Genomic DNA, 22,818 nt, shown 5'->3' on the forward strand with positions numbered 1-22,818 from the left:
AATTCCCGAATTTCCCGTAAGCCGATTTCAGGCAGGAACCCCATGATGGACGCCTTCGAACTTCCCCGCACCCTGGTCCAGTCCCTTCAGCGTCGTGCCGCGCAAACCCCGGATCAGGTCGCCCTGCGCTTCCTCGCCGAGTCTGCCGAGCACAGCGTGGTACTCAGCTACCGCGACCTAGACCAGCGCGCCCGCACCATCGCCGCTGCGCTGCAAGCCAATGCCGAGCAGGGTGACCGTGCGGTGCTGTTGTTCCCCAGTGGCCCGGATTACGTCACGGCGTTCTTTGGTTGCCTGTACGCCGGGGTTATTGCGGTGCCGGCCTACCCGCCGGAGTCCACGCGGCGTCACCATCAGGAGCGCCTGCTATCGATCATCAGCGACGCCGAGCCGCGCCTGCTGTTGACCATCGCCAGCCTCGCCGACGGCTTGTCGCAGATCGACAACGCGCCGCCGATATTAAGCGTCGATAGCCTGGAGAGCGGTGGCAACTGGATCGCCCCCGACCTGCACCCCGACGACATCGCTTTCCTGCAATACACCTCCGGCTCCACCGCGCTGCCCAAGGGCGTGCAGGTCAGCCACGGCAACCTGGTGGCCAACGAAGTGCTGATCCGCCGTGGTTTCGGCATCGACCTGAACCCGGATGACGTGATCGTCAGCTGGCTGCCGCTGTACCACGACATGGGCCTGATCGGCGGCCTGCTGCAACCGATCTTCAGTGGTGTGCCGTGCGTGTTGATGTCGCCAGCCTACTTCCTCGGCCGGCCGTTGCGCTGGCTTGAAGCGATCAGCGAGTACGGCGGCACCATCAGCGGTGGTCCGGATTTCGCCTATCGCCTGTGCAGTGAACGGGTCAGCGACTCGGCCCTGGAGCGCCTGGACCTGAGCCAATGGCGCGTGGCCTATTCCGGGTCCGAACCGATCCGCCTCGACACCCTGGAACGCTTTGCCGAGAAGTTCGCCACCTGTGGTTTTACCCCGAACAATTTCTTCGCCTCCTACGGCCTGGCCGAGGCGACCCTTTTTGTCGCCGGCGGCACCCGGGGCCAGGGTATTGCCGCGTTGCGCGTCGACGAGCAGGCCTTGGCCGCCAACCGCGCTGAGCCGGGGCAGGGCAGTGCGGTCATGAGCTGCGGCACCCGCCAGCCCGAGCATGCGGTACTGATTGCCGATCCACAGACCCTCACCGAACTGCCCGACAGCAGCGTCGGCGAACTCTGGGCCAGCGGCCCGAGCATCGCCCATGGCTACTGGCGCAACCCCGAAGCCACCGCCAAGACCTTCGTGCAACATGCTGGCCGTACCTGGCTGCGCACCGGCGACCTGGGTTTTATCCGTGATGGTGAGGTGTACATCACCGGCCGCCTCAAAGACCTGCTGATCGTGCGCGGCCACAACCTGTACCCCCAGGACATCGAGCAGACCATCGAACGCGAAGTCGAAGTGGTGCGTAAAGGCCGGGTCGCCGCATTTGCGGTGAGCGACAAGGGGCTGGAAGGCATTGGTATTGCCGCCGAAATCAGCCGCAGCGTGCAGAAAATCCTGCCGCCCGAAGCGCTGATCAAGGCGATCCGCCAAGCCGTGGCCGAGGCTTACCAAGAGGCGCCCAGCGTGGTGGTGCTGCTCAACCCCGGTGCCTTGCCGAAGACCTCCAGCGGCAAGGTGCAACGTGCGGCGTGCGCACTTCGCCATGCGGATGGCAGCCTCGACCGCTATGCACAGTTCCCCGATCTGCAGGCGCCCGCGAGCGATGGCGCGCTGCAATCTGAGCTACAACAGCAGATCGCCGCAATCTGGTGCGAGCAACTGCAGGTGGCAACAGTGGCCGCCGACGACCACTTCTTCCTGCTCGGCGGCAACTCCATCACCGCCACCCAAGTGGTCGCACGCCTGCGCGAAACCCTCGGCCTGGAGCTGAACCTGCGCCTGCTGTTCGAGGCGCCGACCCTGCAGGGTTTTGCCGCGAATGTCGCGCACCTGCAACAGGACGGTGGCGTGGCCCAGGGCGTAATCCACAGCCTGTCACGCCAGGATGAATTGCCCCAATCCCTGGCGCAGAACCGCCTGTGGATCACCTGGCAACTGGACCCGCACAGCAGCGCCTACACCATCCCCGGTGCCCTGCGCCTGCGCGGCGAGCTGGATGAAGACGCCGTGCGCGCCAGCTTCCAGCAACTGATCCAGCGCCACGAAGCGCTGCGTACGCGCTTCTACGAAAGAGACGGCCAGGCTGTCCAGCGCATCGATACCAAGGTGGAGTTCGAGCTGCAAGTCATCGACCTCAGTGACCTGCCAGCGGCCGAACGCGAAGCCCGTGCGCAACAGATCCGCGAGGACGAAGCGCGCACCCAGTTCGACCTGGAAAAAGGCCCGCTGCTGTGGGTGACGCTGGTGCGCCTGGACGATGAGGATCACCAACTGCTGGTGACGCTGCACCACATCATCGCCGACGGCTGGTCGCTCAACGTTCTCATCGACGAGTTCTCGCGCCTCTACGCCGCCGCTGTCCAGGGCCAACCCCTGGAATTACCACCCCTGGCCCTGCAATACGCCGACTACGGCAGTTGGCAGCGCCAATGGCTGGCCGAGGGCGAAGGCCAGCGCCAACTGACGTACTGGAAAGCGCAGCTGGGTGAAGAGCATCCAAGCCTGAGCCTCGCCACCGACCACCCGCGTTCGGCGCACCACCGTCATACCGCCTCACGCCACACCGTGCGCCTTGGCGTGAGCCTCAGCCAAGCGATTCGCCAGACCGCCCAAGCCCACGAATCCACGCCCTTCATGCTGTTGCTGGCGGCCTTCCAAAGCCTGCTCTACCGCTACAGCGGCCAGCGTGATATCCGCATTGGCGTGCCCAACGCCAACCGTCCGCGCCAGGAAACCCAAGGCCTGGTCGGCTTCTTCATCAACACGCAGGTCATGCGTGCCGAGCTGGACGGGCGTTTGCCGTTCAGCGAACTGTTGGCCGCGACGCGCCAGACGGCACTGGGCGCCCAGGCCCATCAGGACCTGCCCTTCGAGCAACTGCTGGAAGCCTTCCCACAAGCCCGCGAACAGGGCCTGTTCCAGGTCATGTTCAACCACCAGCAGCGCGATTTGAGTGCGTTGCGGCGCCTGCCGGGCATGCTTGCGGATGAACTGCCATGGCACAGCCGTGAAGCCAAGTTCGACTTGCAGCTGCACACCGAAGAAGACCGCAACGGGCGCTTGAGCCTGTCGTTCGACTACGCCGATGAGCTGTTCGAAACTGCGACCATCCAGCGCCTGGCCGAGCACTACATCAACCTGTTGCACGCCGTCTGCGAGCAGCCCCAGCAAGCCATCGGCGACCTTGCGCTGATGCAGCACGACGAACAGGCGCTTTACAGCGAAGCACCCTGCGCGCCAGCCCAGCAGTGGCTGCCGGAGCTGCTCAACCAGCAGACCTCGGACGCCACTGCGCTGGTCTGGGACGGTGGTAGCCTGACCTTTGCCCAACTGCACACCCAGGCCAACCGCCTGGCCCACTACCTGCGCGATAAAGGCGTCGGCCCGGACGTGTGCGTGGCCATCGCCGCCGAGCGTTCGCCGCAACTGCTGATCGGCCTGCTGGCGATCATCAAGGCCGGTGGCGCCTATGTGCCGCTGGACCCGGATTACCCCGCCGAGCGCCTGGCCTACATGCTCAAGGACAGTGGCGTCCACCTGCTGCTGACCCAGACCGCATTGCTGGAACAGGTACCGAGCGCCGAAGGCGTGTGCGTGATTGCGATGGACAGCCTGCACCTCGACAGCTGGCCCACCCAACCGCCCGGCCTGCACCTGCACGGCGATAACCTGGCCTACGTGATCTACACCTCCGGCTCCACCGGCCAACCCAAAGGCGTGGGCAACACCCATGCGGCCCTGGCCGAGCGCTTGCAGTGGATGCAGGCCACTTATCAACTCAATGAAACCGACGTGTTGATGCAAAAGGCGCCGATCAGTTTTGACGTGTCGGTGTGGGAATGCTTCTGGCCACTGATTACCGGATGCCGCCTGGTGCTGGCTGGCCCTGGTGAGCATCGCGACCCACATCGCATCGCGCAGTTGGTGCAGGAGCACGGCGTGACCACGCTGCACTTTGTGCCGCCGCTGTTGCAGTTGTTTATCGACGAACCGTTGGTAGCCGAATGCACCAGCCTGCGTCGCCTGTTCTCCGGCGGTGAAGCCTTGCCCGCCGAACTGCGCAACCGCGTGCTGACGCAGTTGCCTGCGGTGCAACTGCACAACCGTTATGGCCCGACCGAAACCGCGATCAACGTGACCCACTGGCACTGCCGTGTCGAAGACGGCGAGCGCTCGCCGATTGGCCGCCCCCTGGGCAATGTGATCTGCCGCGTGCTGGATGAACAGCTCAACCCGCTGCCACTGGGTGTGCCGGGTGAACTGTGCATCGGCGGCATTGGCCTGGCCCGGGGTTACCTGGGCCGCGCCGGGTTGACGGCTGAGCGTTTTGTCGCTGACCCCTATGGTGAAGCAGGCGCACGCTTGTACCGCACCGGTGACCGCGCGCGTTGGAATGCCAGCGGTGTGATCGAGTACCTCGGGCGTCTCGACCAGCAGGTCAAGCTGCGTGGCTTTCGCGTGGAGCCGGAAGAAATTGAAGCGCGCATGCTCGCCCTGGAAGGCATCGCCCACGCCGTGGTGCTGGTGCGTGATGCACAGCTGATTGGCTACTACACCGCCCTTGCCGAGCTGGACGAACAACAGGTCAAGACCGCCCTGGCGGCCGAACTGCCGGAGTACATGGTGCCCGCGCTGCTGATGCGCCTGGACAGCATGCCCCTGAGCCCCAGCGGCAAGCTGGACCGTCGCGCGTTGCCGGAACCGGTGTGGCACGTGCGCGAACATGTCGAGCCCGAAACCCCGCTGCAACAGCAGATCGCTGCGATCTGGCGCGAAGTGCTGGGCCTGCCAGGCATCGGCCTGCGCGATGACTTCTTCGCCCTCGGTGGCCATTCGTTGCTGGCCACGCAAATCATCTCCCGCACCCGCCAGGCGTGTGACGTCGAGCTGCCATTGCGCACTTTGTTCGAAGCCAGTGAGTTGGGGGCATTTGCCGAACAGGTCGCACTGATCCAGGCGTCGGGCCAACGCAACCAGCAGACCGCGATCGCCAAGGTCGACCGCAGCCAGCCGGTGCCGCTGTCCTATTCCCAGCAGCGCATGTGGTTCCTGTGGCAGATGGAACCGGACAGCCCAGCCTACAACGTCGGCGGCATGGCGCGCTTGCGCGGTGTTCTGGATGTGGGACGTTTCGAGGCGGCGTTGCAAGCGCTGATCATGCGCCACGAAACGCTGCGCACGACGTTCCCGAGCGTCGACGGTGTGGCCTATCAGAAGGTTTCGCCGCAAACAGGACTGCGCATGGACTGGCAGGATTTTTCCGCGCTGAGCGAAACCGAACGCCAACCGCGCCTGCAACAACTGGCCGATCACGAGGCGCACACGCCATTCAATCTGGAAACCGGGCCGTTGCTGCGTGCGTGCCTGGTCAAGGCCGGCGAGCAGGAACACTACCTGGTCCTGACCCTGCACCATATCGTCACCGAAGGCTGGGCCATGGACATATTTGCCCGTGAACTCAGCGCGTTGTACGAAGCCTTTATCGACGAGCGCGACTCGCCGCTGGCGCCGCTGCCCGTGCAATACCTCGACTACAGCGTGTGGCAGCGCCAGTGGCTGGAATCCGGCGAGCGTCAGCGCCAATTGGATTACTGGACTGCGCAACTGGGCAATGAACACCCGCTGCTGGAACTGCCCGGCGACCGTCCACGGCCACCGGTGCAAAGCCACCAGGGCGAATTGTATCGCTTCGACCTCAGCGACGACCTTGCGGCCCGCGTACGTGCCTTCAATGCCGAACGCGGCCTGACCCTGTTCATGACCATGACCGCCACCCTGGCTGTGTTGCTCTACCGCTACAGCGGCCAGACCGACCTGCGCATCGGTGCGCCCGTGGCCAACCGTATTCGCCCGGAAAGCGAAGGGCTGATCGGCGCCTTCCTCAACACCCAGGTGCTGCGTTGCCAGCTCACTGGGCAGATGAACGTCGCTGAATTGTTCGAGCAGGTGCGCCACACCGTGATCGAAGGCCAGTCCCATCAGGACCTGCCGTTCGATCACCTGGTGGAAGCCCTGCAGCCACCGCGCAGTGCGGCGTACAACCCGCTGTTCCAGGTGATGTGCAATGTGCAGCGCTGGGAATTCCAGCAGAGCCGCCAACTGGCCGGCATGACCGTCGAGTACCTGGCCAACGATGCGCGTGCGACCAAGTTCGACCTCAACCTGGAAGTCACCGACCTCGACCATCGGCTGGGTTGCTGCCTGACCTACAGCACCGACCTGTTCGACGAGCCGCGCATTGCGCGCATGGCCGAACATTGGCGCAACCTGCTCGAAGCCTTGATCGCCAACCCGCACCAGCGCCTCAGCGAACTGCCTTTGCTGAGCGCCGCCGAGCAGCGGGCTGTGCAGGACAGCCTGGGCATCGAGGCGGGCGAACACCGCCTTGACCAATGCATCCATCCCCTGTTCAGCCAGCAAGCGGCAGCCCGTGGCGATGCGCCGGCGCTGACCTTCGCCGGTGAAACGCTGAGCTACCGCGAGCTGGACGCCCGCGCCAACCGCCTGGCCTGGATGCTGCGTGAACGCGGCGTCGGCCCGCAGGTGCGGGTGGGCCTCGCACTGCCGCGCTCGCTGGAAATGGTCATCGGCCTGCTGGCGATCCTCAAGGCGGGCGGCGCCTACGTGCCGCTGGACCCTGAATATCCGCTGGACCGCTTGCACTACATGATCGAAGACAGCGGCATCGGCCTGTTGCTCAGCGATGCGGCGATGTTCGCAGCGCTCGGTGAATTGCCGGCGAGCGTGGCCTGCTGGTGCCTGGAAGATGACTTGCCGGTGCTCGCCAACTACCCGGCTGATGCGCTGCCGTTTATCAGCCTGGCGCAACACCAGGCGTACTTGATCTACACCTCCGGCTCCACCGGCAAGCCGAAAGGCGTGGTGGTGTCCCACGGGGAAATCGCCATGCATTGCACAGCGGTGATCGAGCGGTTTGGCATGCGCCCGGATGACTGCGAATTGCACTTCTATTCGATCAACTTCGACGCCGCCACCGAGCGTTTGCTGGTGCCGCTGCTCAGTGGCGCGCAGGTGGTGTTGCGCGCCCAGGGCCAGTGGGATGCCGAAGAAATCTGCGCGCTGATCCGTACCCATCACATCAACATCCTGGGCTTTACGCCGAGCTACGGCAGCCAGTTGGCGCAGTGGTTGGCTACTCAGCAGCAGACCTTGCCGGTGCGTATGTGCATCACCGGCGGCGAAGCGCTCACCGGCGAACACTTGCAGCGCATCCGTGCCGCGTTCCAGCCGCAGGTGTTTTTCAATGCCTATGGCCCGACTGAAACGGTGGTGATGCCGCTGGCCAGCCTTGCACCGGAGCAGTTGGAGGAGGGCGCCGCCAGCGTGCCGATCGGCAGCATCATCGGTCAGCGCGTGGCTTACATTCTCGACGCCGACCTGGCCCTGGTGCCGCAAGGCGCGACCGGCGAGTTGTACGTCGGCGGCGCCGGCCTGGCCCAGGGGTATCACCAGCGTCCGGGCATGACCGCCGAGCGTTTTGTCGCGGACCCGTTTGCGCGCAAGGGTGGGCGTCTGTACCGCACCGGCGACCTGGTGCGCCAGCGCGCCGATGGCCTGGTGGAGTACTTGGGGCGTATCGACCATCAAGTGAAGATTCGCGGTTTCCGCATCGAACTGGGCGAGATCGAAACCCGCCTGCTGGAGCACGACGCCGTGCGCGAAGCGGTGGTGCTGGCGCTGGATTCGCCGAGTGGCAAACAGCTGGTAGCGTACCTGGTCAGCGATGCCGAGCACGGCGCGCTGCGTGACGCGCTGAAGGCCCATCTCAAGGCGCAACTGCCGGACTACATGGTGCCCGCGCACTTGATCGTTCTGGACAGCATGCCGCTGACAGCCAACGGCAAGCTTGATCGCCGTGCCCTGCCGCAACCAGATCCTGAGGCAAACCGCCAAACATATGTGGCGCCACGCAATGAACTTGAAAGCACCCTGGCTGCGATCTGGTGCGCCGTGTTGAACGTGCAGCAGGTGGGCCTGGACGATAACTTCTTCGAGCTGGGCGGCGACTCGATCCTGTCGATCCAGGTGGTCAGCCGTGCGCGGCAGGCCGGGATTCATTTCAGCCCTCGCGACCTGTTCCAGCACCAGACCGTGCAAACCCTGGCTGCCGTCGCCACCCGCTCCGAGCAGGTCACGGCCGAGCAGGGCGTACTGGCCGGGCCTTCGGGCCTCACGCCGATCCAGCACTGGTTCTTCGACACCGAGATTCCACAGCGTCAGCACTGGAACCAGGCGCTGGTCCTCAAACCGTTGCAACTGCTGGAGCCTCATCGCCTGGAGCAAGCGCTGCTGGCCGTGCTGGAGCACCACGACGCCCTGCGCCTGAGCTTCTCCCGGCGTGACGCGCACTGGCATGCCGAGCACCTGGCCGTGCCGCAAGGCGGCGTGCTGATGCAGGCGCAAGTGCGTGATATGGCGCACTGCACCGCGCTGTTCACCGACACCCAACGCAGCCTCGACCTGGAGCATGGCCCGCTGCTGCGCGCTTTGCTGGTGGACGGGCCGGAGGGGCAGCAACGCCTGCTGATCGCGATCCATCACCTGGTGGTGGACGGCGTGTCCTGGCGCGTGTTGCTGGAAGATTTGCAAACGGTCTACCGCCAGCTGAGCGACGGCCAGTCCGTCAGCCTGCCGGCCAAGACCAGCGCCCTGCGCGATTGGGCTGCGCGTTTGCAGGCCTACGCCGGCAGCGAATCCCTGCGTGAAGAATTGAGCGTGTGGCAGGCGCAGTTGGCAGGCCCTGACGTGACCTTGCCAGTGCCCCGTGCGCAAGGTTCGCTGCGTAACTGCGACGCCGACACCGTCAGCTTGCGCCTGGATGCCGAGCACACCCGCCAGTTGTTGCAACAGGCCCCGAGCGCCTACCGCACCCAGGTCAACGACCTGCTGCTGACCGCCTTGGCTCGTGTGCTGTGCCGCTGGAGCGGCCACGCGTCGGCGCTGATCCAACTGGAAGGCCACGGCCGCGAAACCCTGTTCGATGACATCGACCTGACCCGCAGTGTCGGCTGGTTCACCAGTGCCTATCCGCTGCGCCTGACCCCGCAAGCGTCCCAGGGCGACTCGATCAAGGCGATCAAGGAGCAACTGCGCGGCGTGCCGCATAAAGGCCTGGGCTATGGCGTACTGCGCTACCTGGCCGACGACCTGTGTAAACAGCGCATGGCTGCACTGCCGAGCGCGCAGATCACCTTCAACTACCTGGGCCAGTTCGACCAGAGCTTTGGCGCCGATGCGCTGTTCCACCCGCTGGACGAGTCCGCAGGCCTGGCCCATGACCCGGACGCGCCGCTGCCCAACGAGTTGAGCGTCGACAGCCAGGTGTACGGCGGTGAACTGGTGCTGCGCTGGACCTTCAGCCGTGAGCGCTTCGATCAGCACAGCGTGCGCGAATTGGCCGAGGCGTACCTGGCCGAACTGAAAAGCCTGACCCAGCACTGCCTGCAGGACGATGCCGGTGGCCTTACACCGTCCGACTTCCCGCTGGCCCACCTGAGCCAGTCGCAACTCGACAGCCTGCCGGTACCGGCCAACGTCATTGAAGACGTCTACCCGCTGACACCGATGCAGGAAGGCCTGTTGCTGCATACCCTGCTGGAACCGGGCACCGGCCTCTATTACATGCAGGACCGCTACCGTATCAACAGCGCTCTGGACCCCGAGCGCTTCGCCCAGGCCTGGCAGGCGGTGATCGCCCGTCACGAAGCCTTGCGCGCCTCGTTCTGCTGGAACGTCGGCGAAGACATGCTGCAAGTGATCCACACACCGGGCAGCACGCCGATTGAATACCTGGACTGGAGCGAGGACCCGGAAAGCGAACAGGAACCGCGTCTGCAAGCGCTGCTCAAGCAAGAGCGCGAAGCCGGTTTCGACCTGCTCAACCAGGCGCCGTTCCACCTGCGCCTGATCCGCGTCGGCGCTGAACGCTACTGGTTCATGATGAGCAACCACCACATTCTTATCGATGCCTGGTGCCGGTCGTTGCTGATGAATGATTTCTTTGAGATCTACATGGCCCTGGGTGAAGGCCGCGAGGCGCAGTTGGCCACGCCGCCGCGTTATCGCGACTACATTGCCTGGCTGCAACGCCAGAACCTCAACGAGGCACGCCAATGGTGGCAGCAGAGCCTGCAAGGGTTCGAACGCACCACGCCGATCCCGAGTGACCGGCCGTTCCTGCGTGAACACGCGGGCCACAGCGGCGGCATGGTGGTGGGCGATTGCTACACCCGCCTCGATACCCGCGACGGTGCGCAATTGCGTGAGTTGGCCCAGGCTCATCAACTGACCGTCAACACCTTCGCCCAGGCGGCGTGGGCCTTGGTGCTGCGGCGCTTGAGCGGCGACCGTGACGTGTTGTTCGGTGTCACCGTGGCCGGGCGCCCGGTGGACATGCCGGAGATGCAACGCACCGTCGGCCTGTTCATCAACAGCATCGCGCTGCGGGTAAAACTGCCCGAGGACGATCAGCGTTGCAGCGTGCGCCAGTGGTTGAGCGGCTTGCTCGACAGCAATATGCAACTGCGCGAGTACGAATACCTGCCGCTGGTGACGATCCAGGAGCACAGCGAATTGCCCAAGGGCCAGCCACTGTTCGACAGCCTGTTCGTGTTCGAAAATGCCCCGGTGGAAGTCTCGGTGCTGGACCGTGCGCAAAGCCTGAATGCCACCTCGGACTCCGGCCGCACCCACACCAACTTCCCGCTGACCGCCGTGTGTTACCCGGGTGATGACCTTGGTTTGCACCTGTCCTACGACCAGCGCTACTTCGACGAGACCACAGTGCAAGGCATGCTCGGCGAGTTCAAGCGCCTGCTGCTGGCGCTGGTGCAGGGCTTCCATGGCGACATGGCCGACCTGCCGCTGATCGGTGAGCAAGAGCGCGGGTTCCTGGTGGAAGGCTGTAACCAGAGCGAGCACGACTACCCGCTGGAGCGTAGCTATGTCGAACTGTTCGAGGCCCAGGTATCCGCACATCCTCAGCGGGTTGCCGCCAGTTGCCTTGATCAGCAATGGACGTATGACGAACTTAACCGCCGCAGTAACGGCCTGGGCCACGCGCTGATCAGCGCAGGCGTCGGCCTGGATCAACCCGTGGCGTTGCTGGCCGAACGCAACCTCGACCTGCTGGGCATGATCATCGGCAGCTTCAAGGCCGGTGCCGGCTACCTGCCGCTCGACCCAGGCCTGCCGAGCCAGCGCCTGCGCAGCATCATCGACCTGAGCCGCACACCGTTGCTGGTGTGCACCGAGGCCTGTCGCGAGCAGGCCATCGGGTTGCTGGAAGGCTTCGACTGCCAGTTGCTGGTGTGGGAAGAAGTGCCTGCACGCGGCGAAAATCCTGGCATCTACAGCGGCCCGGACAACCTCGCCTATGTGATCTATACCTCGGGTTCCACTGGCCTGCCCAAGGGCGTGATGGTGGAGCAGCGCGGCATGCTCAATAACCAGTTGAGCAAGGTGCCGTACCTGGGCTTGAGCGACGCGGATGTGATTGCACAAACCGCCTCGCAGAGCTTCGATATTTCCGTATGGCAATTCCTCGCCGCGCCGCTGTTCGGTGCGCGGGTAGATATCGTGCCGAACACCCTCGCCCATGATCCCCAAGGCCTGCTGGAACATGTCCAGGCCCAGGGCATCACCGTGCTGGAGAGCGTGCCGTCATTGATCCAGGGTATGTTGGCCCAGGAGCGTATTGGCCTGGACGGCCTGCGCTGGATGTTGCCGACCGGTGAAGCCATGCCGCCGGAGCTGGCGCACCAATGGCTGTTGCGCTACCCCCAGATTGGCCTGGTGAACGCGTATGGCCCGGCGGAATGCTCGGACGATGTGGCGTTCTACCGCGTCGACCTGGCGTCGACCCGTGGCACTTACTTGCCGATTGGCACACCGACCGACAACAACCGTTTGTACCTGCTCGATGGGGCGCTGGAGCTGGTGCCTCAAGGCGCAGTCGGCGAGTTGTGTGTCGCCGGTACCGGCGTCGGTCGCGGTTACGTCAGCGATCCGCTGCGCACCGCCCCGGTGTTTGTGCCGAATCCGTTCGGCGCACCGGGCGAACGTCTCTATCGCACCGGCGACCTGGCGCGGCGACGCAGTGACGGCGTGCTGGAGTACGTCGGGCGCATCGACCATCAAGTGAAGATTCGCGGCTACCGCATCGAACTGGGTGAAATCGAAGCGCGCCTGCACGAACAACCGGAAGTACGCGATGCGGCGGTGGGCGTGCAGGAAGGCGTCAATGGCAAGCACCTGGTCGGCTACCTGGTGGCGGCTGATGCAGCGCTGAACCCCGGCGAGCGCCTGGACCGCATCAAGCAGCGCCTGCGGGCCGAACTACCGGAATACATGGTGCCGCTGCACTGGCTATGGCTTGACCGCCTGCCACTGAACGCCAACGGCAAACTCGACCGCAAGGCCTTGCCGACCCTGGAGATCGGCCAGTTGCACAGCCAGGACTACCTGGCGCCGCGCAACGAACTGGAAACCACCCTGGCCGCCATTTGGGCCGAGGTGCTGAAAGTCGACAGGGTGGGGGTGCAGGACAACTTCTTCGAGCTGGGTGGGCACTCGTTGCTCGCCACGCAGATTGCCTCGCGGGTGCAGAAAACCCTGCAACGTGACGTACCGCTGCGGGCGATGTTCGAGTGCAGCACGGTGGCGGAGTTGGCCGAGTACATCGATGGGTTGGCGGCGAATGAGATCAGCGCCGAGAAGGTGGACCGGTTGAGTGATTTGATGGCGGAGTTGGAGGGGCTTTAAGCTTCGTTGTCTGTCAGGGCCTCATCGCCGGCAAGCCGGCTCCTACAGGTGAAACGCACTCCAACTGTAGGAGCCGGCCTGCCGGCGATGGTGTCAGACCGGGCGCCGCTTACTTCGGCCCAAGAATCTTCACCAGCTTTTCCGGCGACGGCGCCCCTTGCTGTTGCTGCAAGCCACCCTTGTCATCCAGATAGAAAATCGCCGGCGTCGCTGACAATTCCAGCTCGTCCATCAACTTCATGTTGTTATCAAGCTTGGCCTCGATATCGGCCGGGATCTTGGCCAGGGCCTGCAGCTTGCTGCCCTTGCCGGCGGCTTCGTGTTCTTCCAGGGCCTTTTGCGGGTCTTTGGCGGCAAACAGCGCGGCGGATTTGCCTGGGCTGTCTTCGCGGATAATGCCCACCATGATGTGGCGCAGTTGCACCTTGCCGGCCTTCACCCAGGGGCGGGCCTGTTCCCAGAACATGTTGCAGTACGGGCAGTTGGGGTCGCTGAACAGGTAGACGATACGCGGCGCGTTTTTGTCGCCGTCCTGGATCCAGCTGCTTTTTTCCATCTTGGCCCAGACTTCCTTGGCCATCGGCGCGTACACCAGTTTTTCCAGGGGCGCGCTGCTCAGGTCGTTGCCATGGGCGTCGTACAGATTGCCGGCGATCACGTTCTTGCCGTCGGCGGTCAAGTACAGCGCCATGCCACGGTTCTGGTACTGGGCGGCGTAGCCGGTGAGGCCGCTGGGAGCGTCGAATTTGCCGAGGATCTTGGCACCCTTGGCTTCGATCTGTTTGATCGGCGCCGGCCAGTCTTCGGCCTGGGCCAGGGTGGCGGCAAGCGTCAGCGGCAGCAGGGTCAGCAGGTGGCGGAGGCGGGGCATGTCGGTTTCCTTGTGGCAGCAGGAGCGGAGTCGAAGGGTTCCATGGCACGGGCCAGGCTGGCCTGGGACAACTCGCCCAGGTGGCTGTTGATCAGGCGCCCGTCGGCGCGATAGAACAGGGTGGTAGGCAAGGCCATCGAGCCCACGGCCTGGCCGAGGCGGCCGCTGGCGTCGAACAGCACGTTGTCGAGGGTCAGGCCCTGGGTGGCGAGAAAGGTGCTGACGCTTTGCATGCTTTCGGCCTGGTTGACGAACAGGAAGGTCACGTCCGGGCGTTGATGTTGGGCGCGTTCCAGCACTGGCATTTCACGCCGGCAGGGCGGGCACCAGGTGGCCCACAGGTTGATCACCAGCGGGCCGCCCTTGTAGTCGGCCAGTTGCACCACGTCGCCATTGGCATTGCGCAGGGTGATGTCCGGCAGTTGCGAGCCTTTGTCATACAGGCTCAGGGACAGGCTGGCCATGCCCCAGAACACCAGGCCGGTGATGACCCCGGCACTCAGCGGCTTGCGAAGGGCCGGGCGACGCCAGCCGTAGGCGAGTGCGCCGAGCACCAGTGCGATCACGCCGGGCCAGGCGAGGAAGCCGCCGTCACGCAGGTCGACCATTTGCAGCCAGTCGTTGCGGTAGTCACTCCAGTACATCAGCACAAAGCTGACGCGGGCCACCAGCATACCCAGCAGGAACAGGCTGAACAGCACCGACTCCGGGTTTTCACCGCCACGCTTGGCCACGCGCCAGCCCACCAGGGTGGCGAGGATCAGCGCGCTGATCAGCAGGATGTGATTCAGGGCGATGGCGAAGGTGCCAATGGTCAGGGTCAGCATCAGAGGGCGTCCCGGGCTTGCGTCCAGCGTTGCAGGAAGGCGGCAGCATCGACTTCGCCGGTGATGCGTTGGGCACGGCGTTCTTCACCGTCCGGGCCGATCCACACGAAGCTGGGTGGGCCGGGGACTTTATAGCGGCCGAGCAGCTCGCGGCTGGCGGCATTGTCGGCGGTAACGTCCAGGCGCAGCAGGCGTACGTCTTTCAAGGCGTCGAGTACTTCAGGTTTGCCGAACACCTGTTTTTCCATGATCTTGCACGACACGCACCAGTCGGCGTAATAGTCCACCAGCACCCATTGGCCCTGGGCCTTGGCACTGTCGAGTTGGCTTTGCAGCACGGCAGGGTCGCTGATGGTCATGAAGGCGTCGTGAGCGGTGGGGGCGGCGGCGGCCCGTGAGCCACTGTAGACCTTCAGCGGTTGCCACAGGTCATCACTGCCACCCGCTGCGCCCACCACCAGCACGGCGCCCCACAGGCCCAACACCAGGGACCCGGCGCCGAACACTTTGGCGGCCAGGCCGTATTCGCGGGCCAGGGTCCAGCCGCAGTAGGCCATCACCAGCGCGAGTGCGCCCCACAGGCCGACCCACAGGTTTTCGCCGACCACCGGGCGAATCATCCACACGGCGGTGCCGAGGAACAGGAAGCCGAAGATGCCCTTGAGCACGTTCATCCAGGTGCCCGGCTTGGGCAGGAAGCGGTTGCCCACGGTCACCAGCAGCAGCAGTGGAATACCCATGCCGATGCCCATGTAGAACAGGATCAAGCCACCGTGCAGCGCATTGCCGCTTTGCGCGATATACAGCAGCACGCCCGCCAGTGGCGCGGTCATGCAGGGGCCCACGAGCAGGCCGGACAGTGCACCGAGCACCCCGGCGCCTACCAGGCTGCCGCCGCTTTGCTGACGGCTGACGTTGTCCAGGCGGTCGCGCAGGAAGGCCGGCAGTTGCAGCTCAAAGAAGCCGAACATCGGCAGGGCGAGGATCACGAACAACGCGGCGAAACTGCCGAGGATCCAGGGCGTTTGCAGCAGCGCGGCGAGGTTGCTGCCGAGCAGGGCAGCCAATACACCCAGCGCGGCATACACCAGCGCCATGCACACCACGTAGCTGCTGGCCAGGGCAAAGCCGCGACGCGGGCTGGCGCCACTGCCCACCACCAGGCCGGCGAGAATCGGCAGCATCGGCAACGAGCACGGCGCAAACGCCAGCAACAGGCCCAGGCCGAAGAACAGCAACAGGCTCCAGCCCAGGCTGCGCTGCTGCAAACCACTGGCCAGGCTCTGGTCCTGGGCTTCGGCGGTGGCGGCCACGGCCGGGTTGCCACCCAGGTCCACGGTGATCGATTGCGGCGGGTAGCACAGGCCCGCGTCGGCGCAGCCCTGCCAGCCCAGCTTGATTTGGCCGGTGGCGCCGGCCGGAATCTTCACTTCCAGGCCCTGGCGATACACCTCCTGGTCGCCGAAGAACTCATCGCTGTGGGCCTCGCCTTGCGGCAGCACGGGCTTTTCGGCCAGGCCATCGAATTTCATGCGCTGCTTGTACAGGTAATAACCGTCGGCAATCTGCCAATACAGCTGCGTCTCGCCACTTTCAAGACGTTCGGAGGTAAAGGTGAAGGCTTTGCCCACCGGAAGGAAATCAGGTTTGGTCTCAAACGGGTTGCCCGGCGCGGCCTGGGCCAATCCCGCGAACAACACCAGCAGTAAGGTAAACAGATGCCGCATGGTCAAGCCTTAGTTCGATGCAAGTGAGGCACACAATGTGTGGCGTTGATTAACCGATGATTAACCGAAGCTATTCTAGAGTCTTAGTGGGCGTCTTTTCACGGCATAATCGGCGCTTAATCCACGGCACTTTTAATCTCCCCATCTTTTATGAAGGGTTCAGCATGCACGTATTGGTCTGCGAAGACGACGAACTCATCGCCAGCGGCATCGTGGCCGGCCTCACCGCCCAGGGTTTTACCGTCGAGCGCGTGGCCACGGCGGGCGCCGCACGCGCGATGCTCAAGGCGGCGACCTTCGACATCATGGTGCTCGACCTCGGCCTGCCGGATGAAGACGGCCTCAAGCTGTTACAGCAACAGCGCAGCCAGGGCCTGGAAATCCCGGTGCTGATCCTCACCGCGCGAGACTCGGTTACCAACCGCGTCGACGGCCTGCAAGCCGGCGCCGACGACTACCTGCTCAAACCCTTCGACCTGCGCGAACTCGCCGCGCGCCTGCAAACCCTGTTGCGACGGGTGGCGGGGCGCAGCGTCAACCTGATCGAGCATGGTCGCCTGGCCTACGACCCCAGCAGCCGCGAAACCTTCCTGGGCGGCCAGCCGGTGGACCTCTCGCGCCGCGAGCAGGCGCTGCTGCAAGCCTTGCTGCACAACAAGGGGCGTGTGTTGTCCAGCGAGCAGCTCAAGGACAGCGTCTACGGCTTCAACGACGAGTTGGAGAGCAACGCCCTCAACGTGCATATCCACCACCTGCGGCGCAAATTGGGTAACGGCATCGTCGAGACCGTGCGCGGCCTCGGCTACCGCCTGGGCCCGGCTGACGGGGGCGAGGACGCATCGTGAAAAGCCTGCGCCTGCGCCTGACGTTCAAGCTGGGCGCCGCTTTTGTGTTGATCTGGGCCCTGGCGGCCGCCTGGATGCTCAACGACCTGCGCAACCAGATGATGTTCTCCCTCGACCAGCGCCTGGTGGCGTCGGCGCGCATGGTGGCAGGGCTGACCGAGCAGATGCCGGGCCTGGCCAGCGTGAGTGGCGGCGCGCATTTCAGCGCCGAACAGTTGCATGTGCCGGGTGGCATGGCCTGCCAGGTCAGCTCCCTGCGCGGGGAAATCCTGGCGCGCAGCCACACCACGCCGGACGAGGGGCTGGAATCGCGCAAGAGCGGGTTTCGTGACCAGGTCATCGATGGCGTGGGCTGGCGCAGTTTCACCCTGTCCCGTGGCGATCTTTTAATCACCACCGCCGACCGCCAGGTGGAGCGTGAAGCGCTGAACCTGTCGATCCTGCTGGCGGCGTCGGTGCCGGTGGGCGTGGCGATGCTCGGCTGCCTGTGCCTGTTGTGGTTGGGCATCGGCCAGAGCCTGCTGCCGCTCAATCGCATGCGCGACGCCTTGATGCGCCGCAGTGCCGACTCCCTCGAACCGTTGCAGATCCATCCGTTGCCCAGCGAACTCAAGCCGTTGCTCGACACCCAGAACCAACTGTTGCAACGCATTGCCAAGACCATCGAACGCGAACGCCGCCTCACCGGTGACGCCGCCCATGAACTGCGCAGCCCGCTGACAGCCATCAAGACCCACCTGCAAGTAGCCCGCATGACCGAAGGCGCGGCCCGCGACCAGTCCCTGGCCCATGCCGAGGAGGGCGCCGACCGCCTGCACCGGACCCTGGAACAGTTGCTGTTGCTGGCGCGAGTGGAGGGCAACCTGTCGTTTGACGATGGCATGCACTCCAGTGCCGAAGATGTGGCACGGCTGGCGATCCAGGATGCCAATGCCGGTGACAACGCGCGCATCGACCTGATCCTGCCGGCCAACCTCTCGGCCACCCCAGTGGAAATGCCGGTGGGCCTGGCGGTTGCGGCCTTGCGCAACCTGCTGGACAACGCCTTGCGCCACACGCCGGCGGACACTCGGGTGGAACTCAGCGTATTCACCGACGCCGACACGGTGGTGTTTCGCGTGCGCGACCACGGCAAGCAGATCTCCGCCGAGGACCTGCAGTACCTGACCCAACGCTTCTGGCGCAATGGCAACAGCGAAGGCTGCGGCTTGGGCCTGGCGATCGTGCAAGCGATCGTGCAGCGTTGCGCCTGCTCGTTGAAGTTCGACAGCCAACCGGACGGCCTGCGCGTCGACCTGGGCATGCCGCTGCGGCGCTGATCCCTTTTCTCTCACGTGCCAAATAGTTACCGCCCTCCTGAGGATCAAGTCTTCAGGATGGCGGTAATTTTTTTGCGCTTGAACGGGCTGAACGACTCGGCCTGTATTGAAAAGGACGGTTCTTATGTTGGTCATTGATACAAGTTTCCCTGCCAAAGGCTTCAACGAACGCAACGGCGAGCCGGTGCGGCAGTTGATCCTGCATTACACCGCGGCGCCTTTTGGCTCTTCCCTGCGCACCCTGACCAAGGACGGGGTCAGCGCCCATTATTTGCTGCCCGATCCCCAGGATCCCAGCTACCGCGCTGCGGGCTATGAAGAACTGCGGGTCTTCCGGTTGGTGGAGGAGGACAAACGCGCCTGGCATGCCGGGGTGAGCCATTGGGCGGGGCGTGACAACCTTAATAGCCGCTCGATTGGCATCGAGATCGTCAACCTGGCGCGGGATGACGGCGGCGTGTTCACGTTTCCTGCCTACGGGGAGGAACAAATCGAGGTATTGATTGCGCTGGTCCGCGACGTTCTGGGGCGTTATCCGCAGATCGGGTCGACCGACATCTTCGGGCACTCGGACGTGGCGTACGGGCGCAAGAGTGATCCGGGGCCTCGGCTGCCGTGGCAACGTTTGCATGAGGCGGGGGCAGGGGCCTGGTTTGATGAGGCGACGCGGGCGATGTATCAGCGACGCTTTTGTCTCGGGTTGCCACCAGAGGTCGAGGTGGAGCGGGCGTTTCAGCGTTACGGGTATGCGCCAGCTAAAAATCGGCAAGGGTTTCAGCAGAGAACGAGGGCGTTCCAGATGCACTTTCGGCCTCGGGATTACTGCGGGTTTCTGGATGGGGAGACCTGCGCGATTTTGTATGCGCTGAACGAAAAATACCTGGGGCTCTGATGCCGAACGCTCCCACATTTGGATCTTCATCCATCAGTTAACGATCACAGTCACTAAATCCCTCTCATGCTGGTGCGTTTCCAGAACAGGAAATCCGTGCGCATGCCCCTTGGGCCAGACGCCAGCGGATCGGCAGTTTGGTCACCACATCAGCGTATTGAGGGATCGAGAAATGTCAGTCGCTACCAGCCGTATCGAAGACGCCCAGGTGCATGAAACGCTCTACCAGTTCGACGAAACACCCTTGCTCGCCCGCCAGCGCCAGCAGGAGTCCAACGCCCGCAGCTACCCTCGGCGCATTCCCCTGGCGCTCAAGCGCGCCAAGGGTATTTACGTGGAAGACGTAGAAGGCCGCAGCTTCATCGACTGCCTGGCCGGCGCCGGCACCCTGGCCTTGGGGCATAACCACCCGGTGGTGATCGAGGCCATCCAGCAAGTGCTGGCCGATGAACTGCCACTGCACACGCTGGACCTGACCACGCCGGTCAAGGACCAGTTCGTGCAGGACCTGTTCGGCCTGTTGCCGCCAGCATTGGCGCGGGAAGCGAAGATCCAATTTTGCGGGCCCACCGGCACCGATGCGGTGGAAGCCGCGTTGAAGCTGGTGCGCACCGCCACCGGGCGCAGCACGGTGTTGTCGTTCCAGGGCGGTTACCACGGCATGAGCCAGGGTGCCTTGAGCCTGATGGGCAGCCTGGGGCCGAAGAAACCCTTGGGCGCCTTGCTCAGCAATGGTGTGCAATTCTTGCCGTACCCCTACGACTACCGTTGCCCGTTCGGTTTGGGCGGGGCGCAAGGGGTGCGGGTCAACCTGCATTACCTGGAAAACCTGCTGAATGACCCTGAGGCGGGGGTATTGCTGCCGGCGGCGGTGATTGTCGAAGTGGTGCAGGGCGAGGGCGGTGTGATTCCGGCTGACCTCGACTGGCTGCGTGGCCTGCGACGCATCACCGAGCAGGCTGGCGTGGCGTTGATCGTCGATGAGATCCAGAGTGGTTTCGGTCGCACCGGCAAGATGTTCGCTTTCGAACACGCCGGCATCATTCCGGATGTGGTGGTGATGTCCAAGGCCATCGGCGGCAGCCTGCCGCTGGCGGTGGTGGTGTACCGCGACTGGCTCGACACCTGGCTGCCAGGCGCACACGCCGGGACCTTCCGTGGCAACCAGATGGCGATGGCGGCGGGCTCGGCGGTGATGCGCTACCTCAAGGACCACGACCTGGCCGGTCACGCCGCAGCCATGGGCGAGCGCCTGGGTGAACACCTGCGCATCTTGCAGCGCGACTTCCCGCACCTGGGGGATATTCGCGGCCGTGGGCTGATGCTCGGCGTGGAGCTGGTAGACCCGACTGGCACGCCAGACATCCAGGGCCACCCGCCGGTGCATCGCCAGTTGGCGCCGCTGGTGCAGCGTGAATGCCTCAAGCGTGGGCTGATCCTCGAACTCGGTGGCCGGCATGGCAGCGTGGTGCGGTTCCTGCCGCCCCTGGTGATCACCGCTGCTGAAATCGACCGGGTGGCGGATATCTTCGGGCGCGCTTTGGCGGCAGCGGTCGCCAGCCTCTAATTTTTTTCCGGTTCGGTACGTTTCTACAGATATCAGTGCTGCGCGCGGTGCGCAGCCAGCCTTTTAGCGATGGAGAACAGCAATGACCTCAGTATTTGACCGCGACGACATCCTGTTTCAGGTAGTGGTCAACCATGAAGAACAGTATTCCATCTGGCCCGATTACAAGGCTGTGCCGGAAGGCTGGCGCACCGTGGGCAAGAGCGGCATGAAGAAAGAGTGCCTGGCCTACATCGAAGAAGTCTGGACCGATATGCGTCCACTGAGCCTGCGCCAGAAGATGGATGGCGCTGCGCTGGGCTGAAGAGGGTGGGCTTACTGTGGTGAGCGGGCTTCTGTGGTGAGCGAGCTTGCTCGCGCCGGAGTGCGAAGCGCTCCCGGCTTTTTAGGGGCTGCTGCGCAGCCCCGCGCGGGACAAGCCCGCTCACCACAGGACAAGCCCACTCATCACACCAACCCTGCCCACCACAGAAAACCATCTCGGCGGTTAGTTTGTATAGAGATAATCCGTCGCCAACGACGCCAACGTCCTCACCCCCACCACCAACGCTGACTCATCCACAAAGAACCCCGGGTTGTGGTTCGGCGCCGCCTTGCTCATGTCCTGATCCCTCGGCGTCACCCCCAGGAACACAAACAGCCCCGGTGTCTCCTTGGCATAAAACGAGAAATCTTCGGCGCCGCCCACCAGCGGGCCCTGCACCACGTCATCCTTGGCCGCCCAGCGCAGGCTCGGCAGCATCTTCTCGGTCAACGCCGGGTTGTTGATGGTGGGGTCGTACTTCTCGATGATGGTGACTTCGGCCTTGGCGCCACCGCTTTCGGCGATTTTTTCCACGGTCTGCCGCACATCCGCGTGCAGTTTCTGGCGGATACCGTAGTCGTAGGAGCGAATGGTGCCGGTCATGTCCACCGACTCAGGGATAATGTTGTAGCGCGTGCCACCGTTGATGGTGCCAATGCTCACCACTGAGGGGAACGAGGAAATGTCAGTGCGGCGGCTGACCACGGTTTGCAGGCCGACGATGGTCTCGGCGCCCACGGTGATCGGGTCGATGCCGTCCCAGGGGCGACCGGCGTGGGTCTGTTTGCCGAGGATCTTGATGCGCAAGTCATCCGAGCTGGCCAGGGTCGGTCCCGGGCGGTAGGCAATCTGGCCGGCGGGTACACCCGCCCACACATGCAGGCCAAACACTGCGTCCGGCTTGGGCGCCTTCATCACGCCTTCTTGCACCATCATTTTGGCCCCCCAGGTATTTTTACCGTCGGGGATGAAATCACTCGGGCCTTCTTCGGCCGGTTGGAAGTAGAACACCACGGTGCCGGGCAGGCGTTCGCGCATGCCGGTCAGGATCTTCGCAGTGCTCAGCAGGATGGCGACATGGGCGTCGTGGCCGCAGGCGTGCATCACGTCGACGTCCTTGCCCAAGTAGGTGCCTTTGGCTTTGGAGGCGAAAGGCAAGTCGGCGACTTCCTTCACCGGTAGTGCATCCATGTCGGCACGCAAGGCGACGGTCGGGCCGGGCAGGGCGCCTTTGAGTACGGCGACCACGCCGGTGCGGGCGACACCGGTCTTGACCTCAAGGCCCAGGTCACGCAGTTGTTTGGCGACCAGCTCGGCCGTGCGGGTTTCGGTGTTGCCCAGTTCAGGGTGGGCGTGAATGTCGCGTCGGGTTTCCAGCAGCGCCGGCTCAAGCGCTGTTGCCTGGGTGGCGATCGCCTCCCGGGCACTGTCTTGGTCGCTGCTGGCGGCAATCACGACACTGCTGGCTACAGCGCACAGCATGCCGAACGCCCATTGGTGTGTCAGACCGGTTAAACGCATAAGGACCTCTCC

At 64.2% G+C, this 22,818-nt stretch carries 10 protein-coding genes; 6 read left to right on the forward strand and 4 right to left on the reverse strand.

The genetic code is table 11. The features are described 5' to 3' along the window. Positions 1-42 precede the first annotated feature (42 nt). On the forward strand, positions 43-12,933 hold the full coding sequence (locus AC0IYN_RS19410; RefSeq protein ID WP_471842601.1) for a non-ribosomal peptide synthetase: 12,891 nt from the start codon (positions 43-45) through the stop codon (positions 12,931-12,933). 109 nt (positions 12,934-13,042) lie between these two features. On the opposite strand, the gene dsbG is transcribed toward AC0IYN_RS19410, so the two are convergent. Genes dsbG through dsbD form a run of 3 tightly spaced genes read right to left on the reverse strand, consistent with a single transcriptional unit; the run spans position 13,043 to position 16,358 of the window. Then, positions 13,043-13,804: a thiol:disulfide interchange protein DsbG gene (gene dsbG / locus AC0IYN_RS19415; RefSeq protein ID WP_471842604.1), complete on the reverse strand. Its 762-nt coding sequence runs from the start codon at positions 13,802-13,804 to the stop codon at positions 13,043-13,045. Then, the gene (locus tag AC0IYN_RS19420; protein ID WP_078049581.1) at positions 13,780-14,631 is read right to left on the reverse strand and encodes a TlpA disulfide reductase family protein; all 852 of its coding nucleotides are present in this window, start codon (positions 14,629-14,631) and stop codon (positions 13,780-13,782) included. The genes dsbG and AC0IYN_RS19420 overlap by 25 nt, the downstream gene beginning before the upstream one ends. Beyond that, the gene (gene dsbD, locus AC0IYN_RS19425; protein WP_406597622.1) at positions 14,631-16,358 is read right to left on the reverse strand and encodes a protein-disulfide reductase DsbD; all 1,728 of its coding nucleotides are present in this window, start codon (positions 16,356-16,358) and stop codon (positions 14,631-14,633) included. Before dsbD ends, AC0IYN_RS19420 begins: the two co-directional genes overlap by 1 nt. A gap of 164 nt (positions 16,359-16,522) precedes the next feature. Here dsbD and AC0IYN_RS19430 point away from each other — a divergent pair, with 164 nt between their 5' ends. The 5 genes from AC0IYN_RS19430 to AC0IYN_RS19450 all read left to right on the forward strand — a co-directional run bounded on the left by AC0IYN_RS19430 (position 16,523) and on the right by AC0IYN_RS19450 (position 21,285). Further along, a complete protein-coding gene (locus tag AC0IYN_RS19430) occupies positions 16,523-17,203 on the forward strand; it encodes a response regulator (protein WP_025858611.1) in 681 nt (226 codons plus the stop codon). After that, positions 17,200-18,522 carry an ATP-binding protein gene (locus AC0IYN_RS19435; protein ID WP_458375707.1) on the forward strand — a complete coding sequence of 441 codons (1,323 nt, stop codon included), beginning with the start codon at positions 17,200-17,202 and terminating at the stop codon, positions 18,520-18,522. The genes AC0IYN_RS19430 and AC0IYN_RS19435 overlap by 4 nt, the downstream gene beginning before the upstream one ends. A gap of 124 nt (positions 18,523-18,646) precedes the next feature. Beyond that, positions 18,647-19,414, forward strand: coding sequence for an N-acetylmuramoyl-L-alanine amidase (locus AC0IYN_RS19440; protein ID WP_471842612.1), 768 nt, complete (start codon positions 18,647-18,649; stop codon positions 19,412-19,414). Between the two features lie 172 nt (positions 19,415-19,586). Beyond that, positions 19,587-20,981, forward strand: coding sequence for a diaminobutyrate--2-oxoglutarate transaminase (locus AC0IYN_RS19445; protein ID WP_471842614.1), 1,395 nt, complete (start codon positions 19,587-19,589; stop codon positions 20,979-20,981). Between the two features lie 82 nt (positions 20,982-21,063). Beyond that, positions 21,064-21,285: an MbtH family protein gene (locus AC0IYN_RS19450; protein ID WP_015885138.1), complete on the forward strand. Its 222-nt coding sequence runs from the start codon at positions 21,064-21,066 to the stop codon at positions 21,283-21,285. Between the two features lie 183 nt (positions 21,286-21,468). Here AC0IYN_RS19450 and AC0IYN_RS19455 read toward each other — a convergent pair whose 3' ends face one another. Then, on the reverse strand, positions 21,469-22,806 hold the full coding sequence (locus AC0IYN_RS19455; protein WP_471842619.1) for an amidohydrolase: 1,338 nt from the start codon (positions 22,804-22,806) through the stop codon (positions 21,469-21,471). Positions 22,807-22,818: the final 12 nt, after the last annotated feature.

The organism is Pseudomonas sp. AC112 (assembly GCF_979253545.1).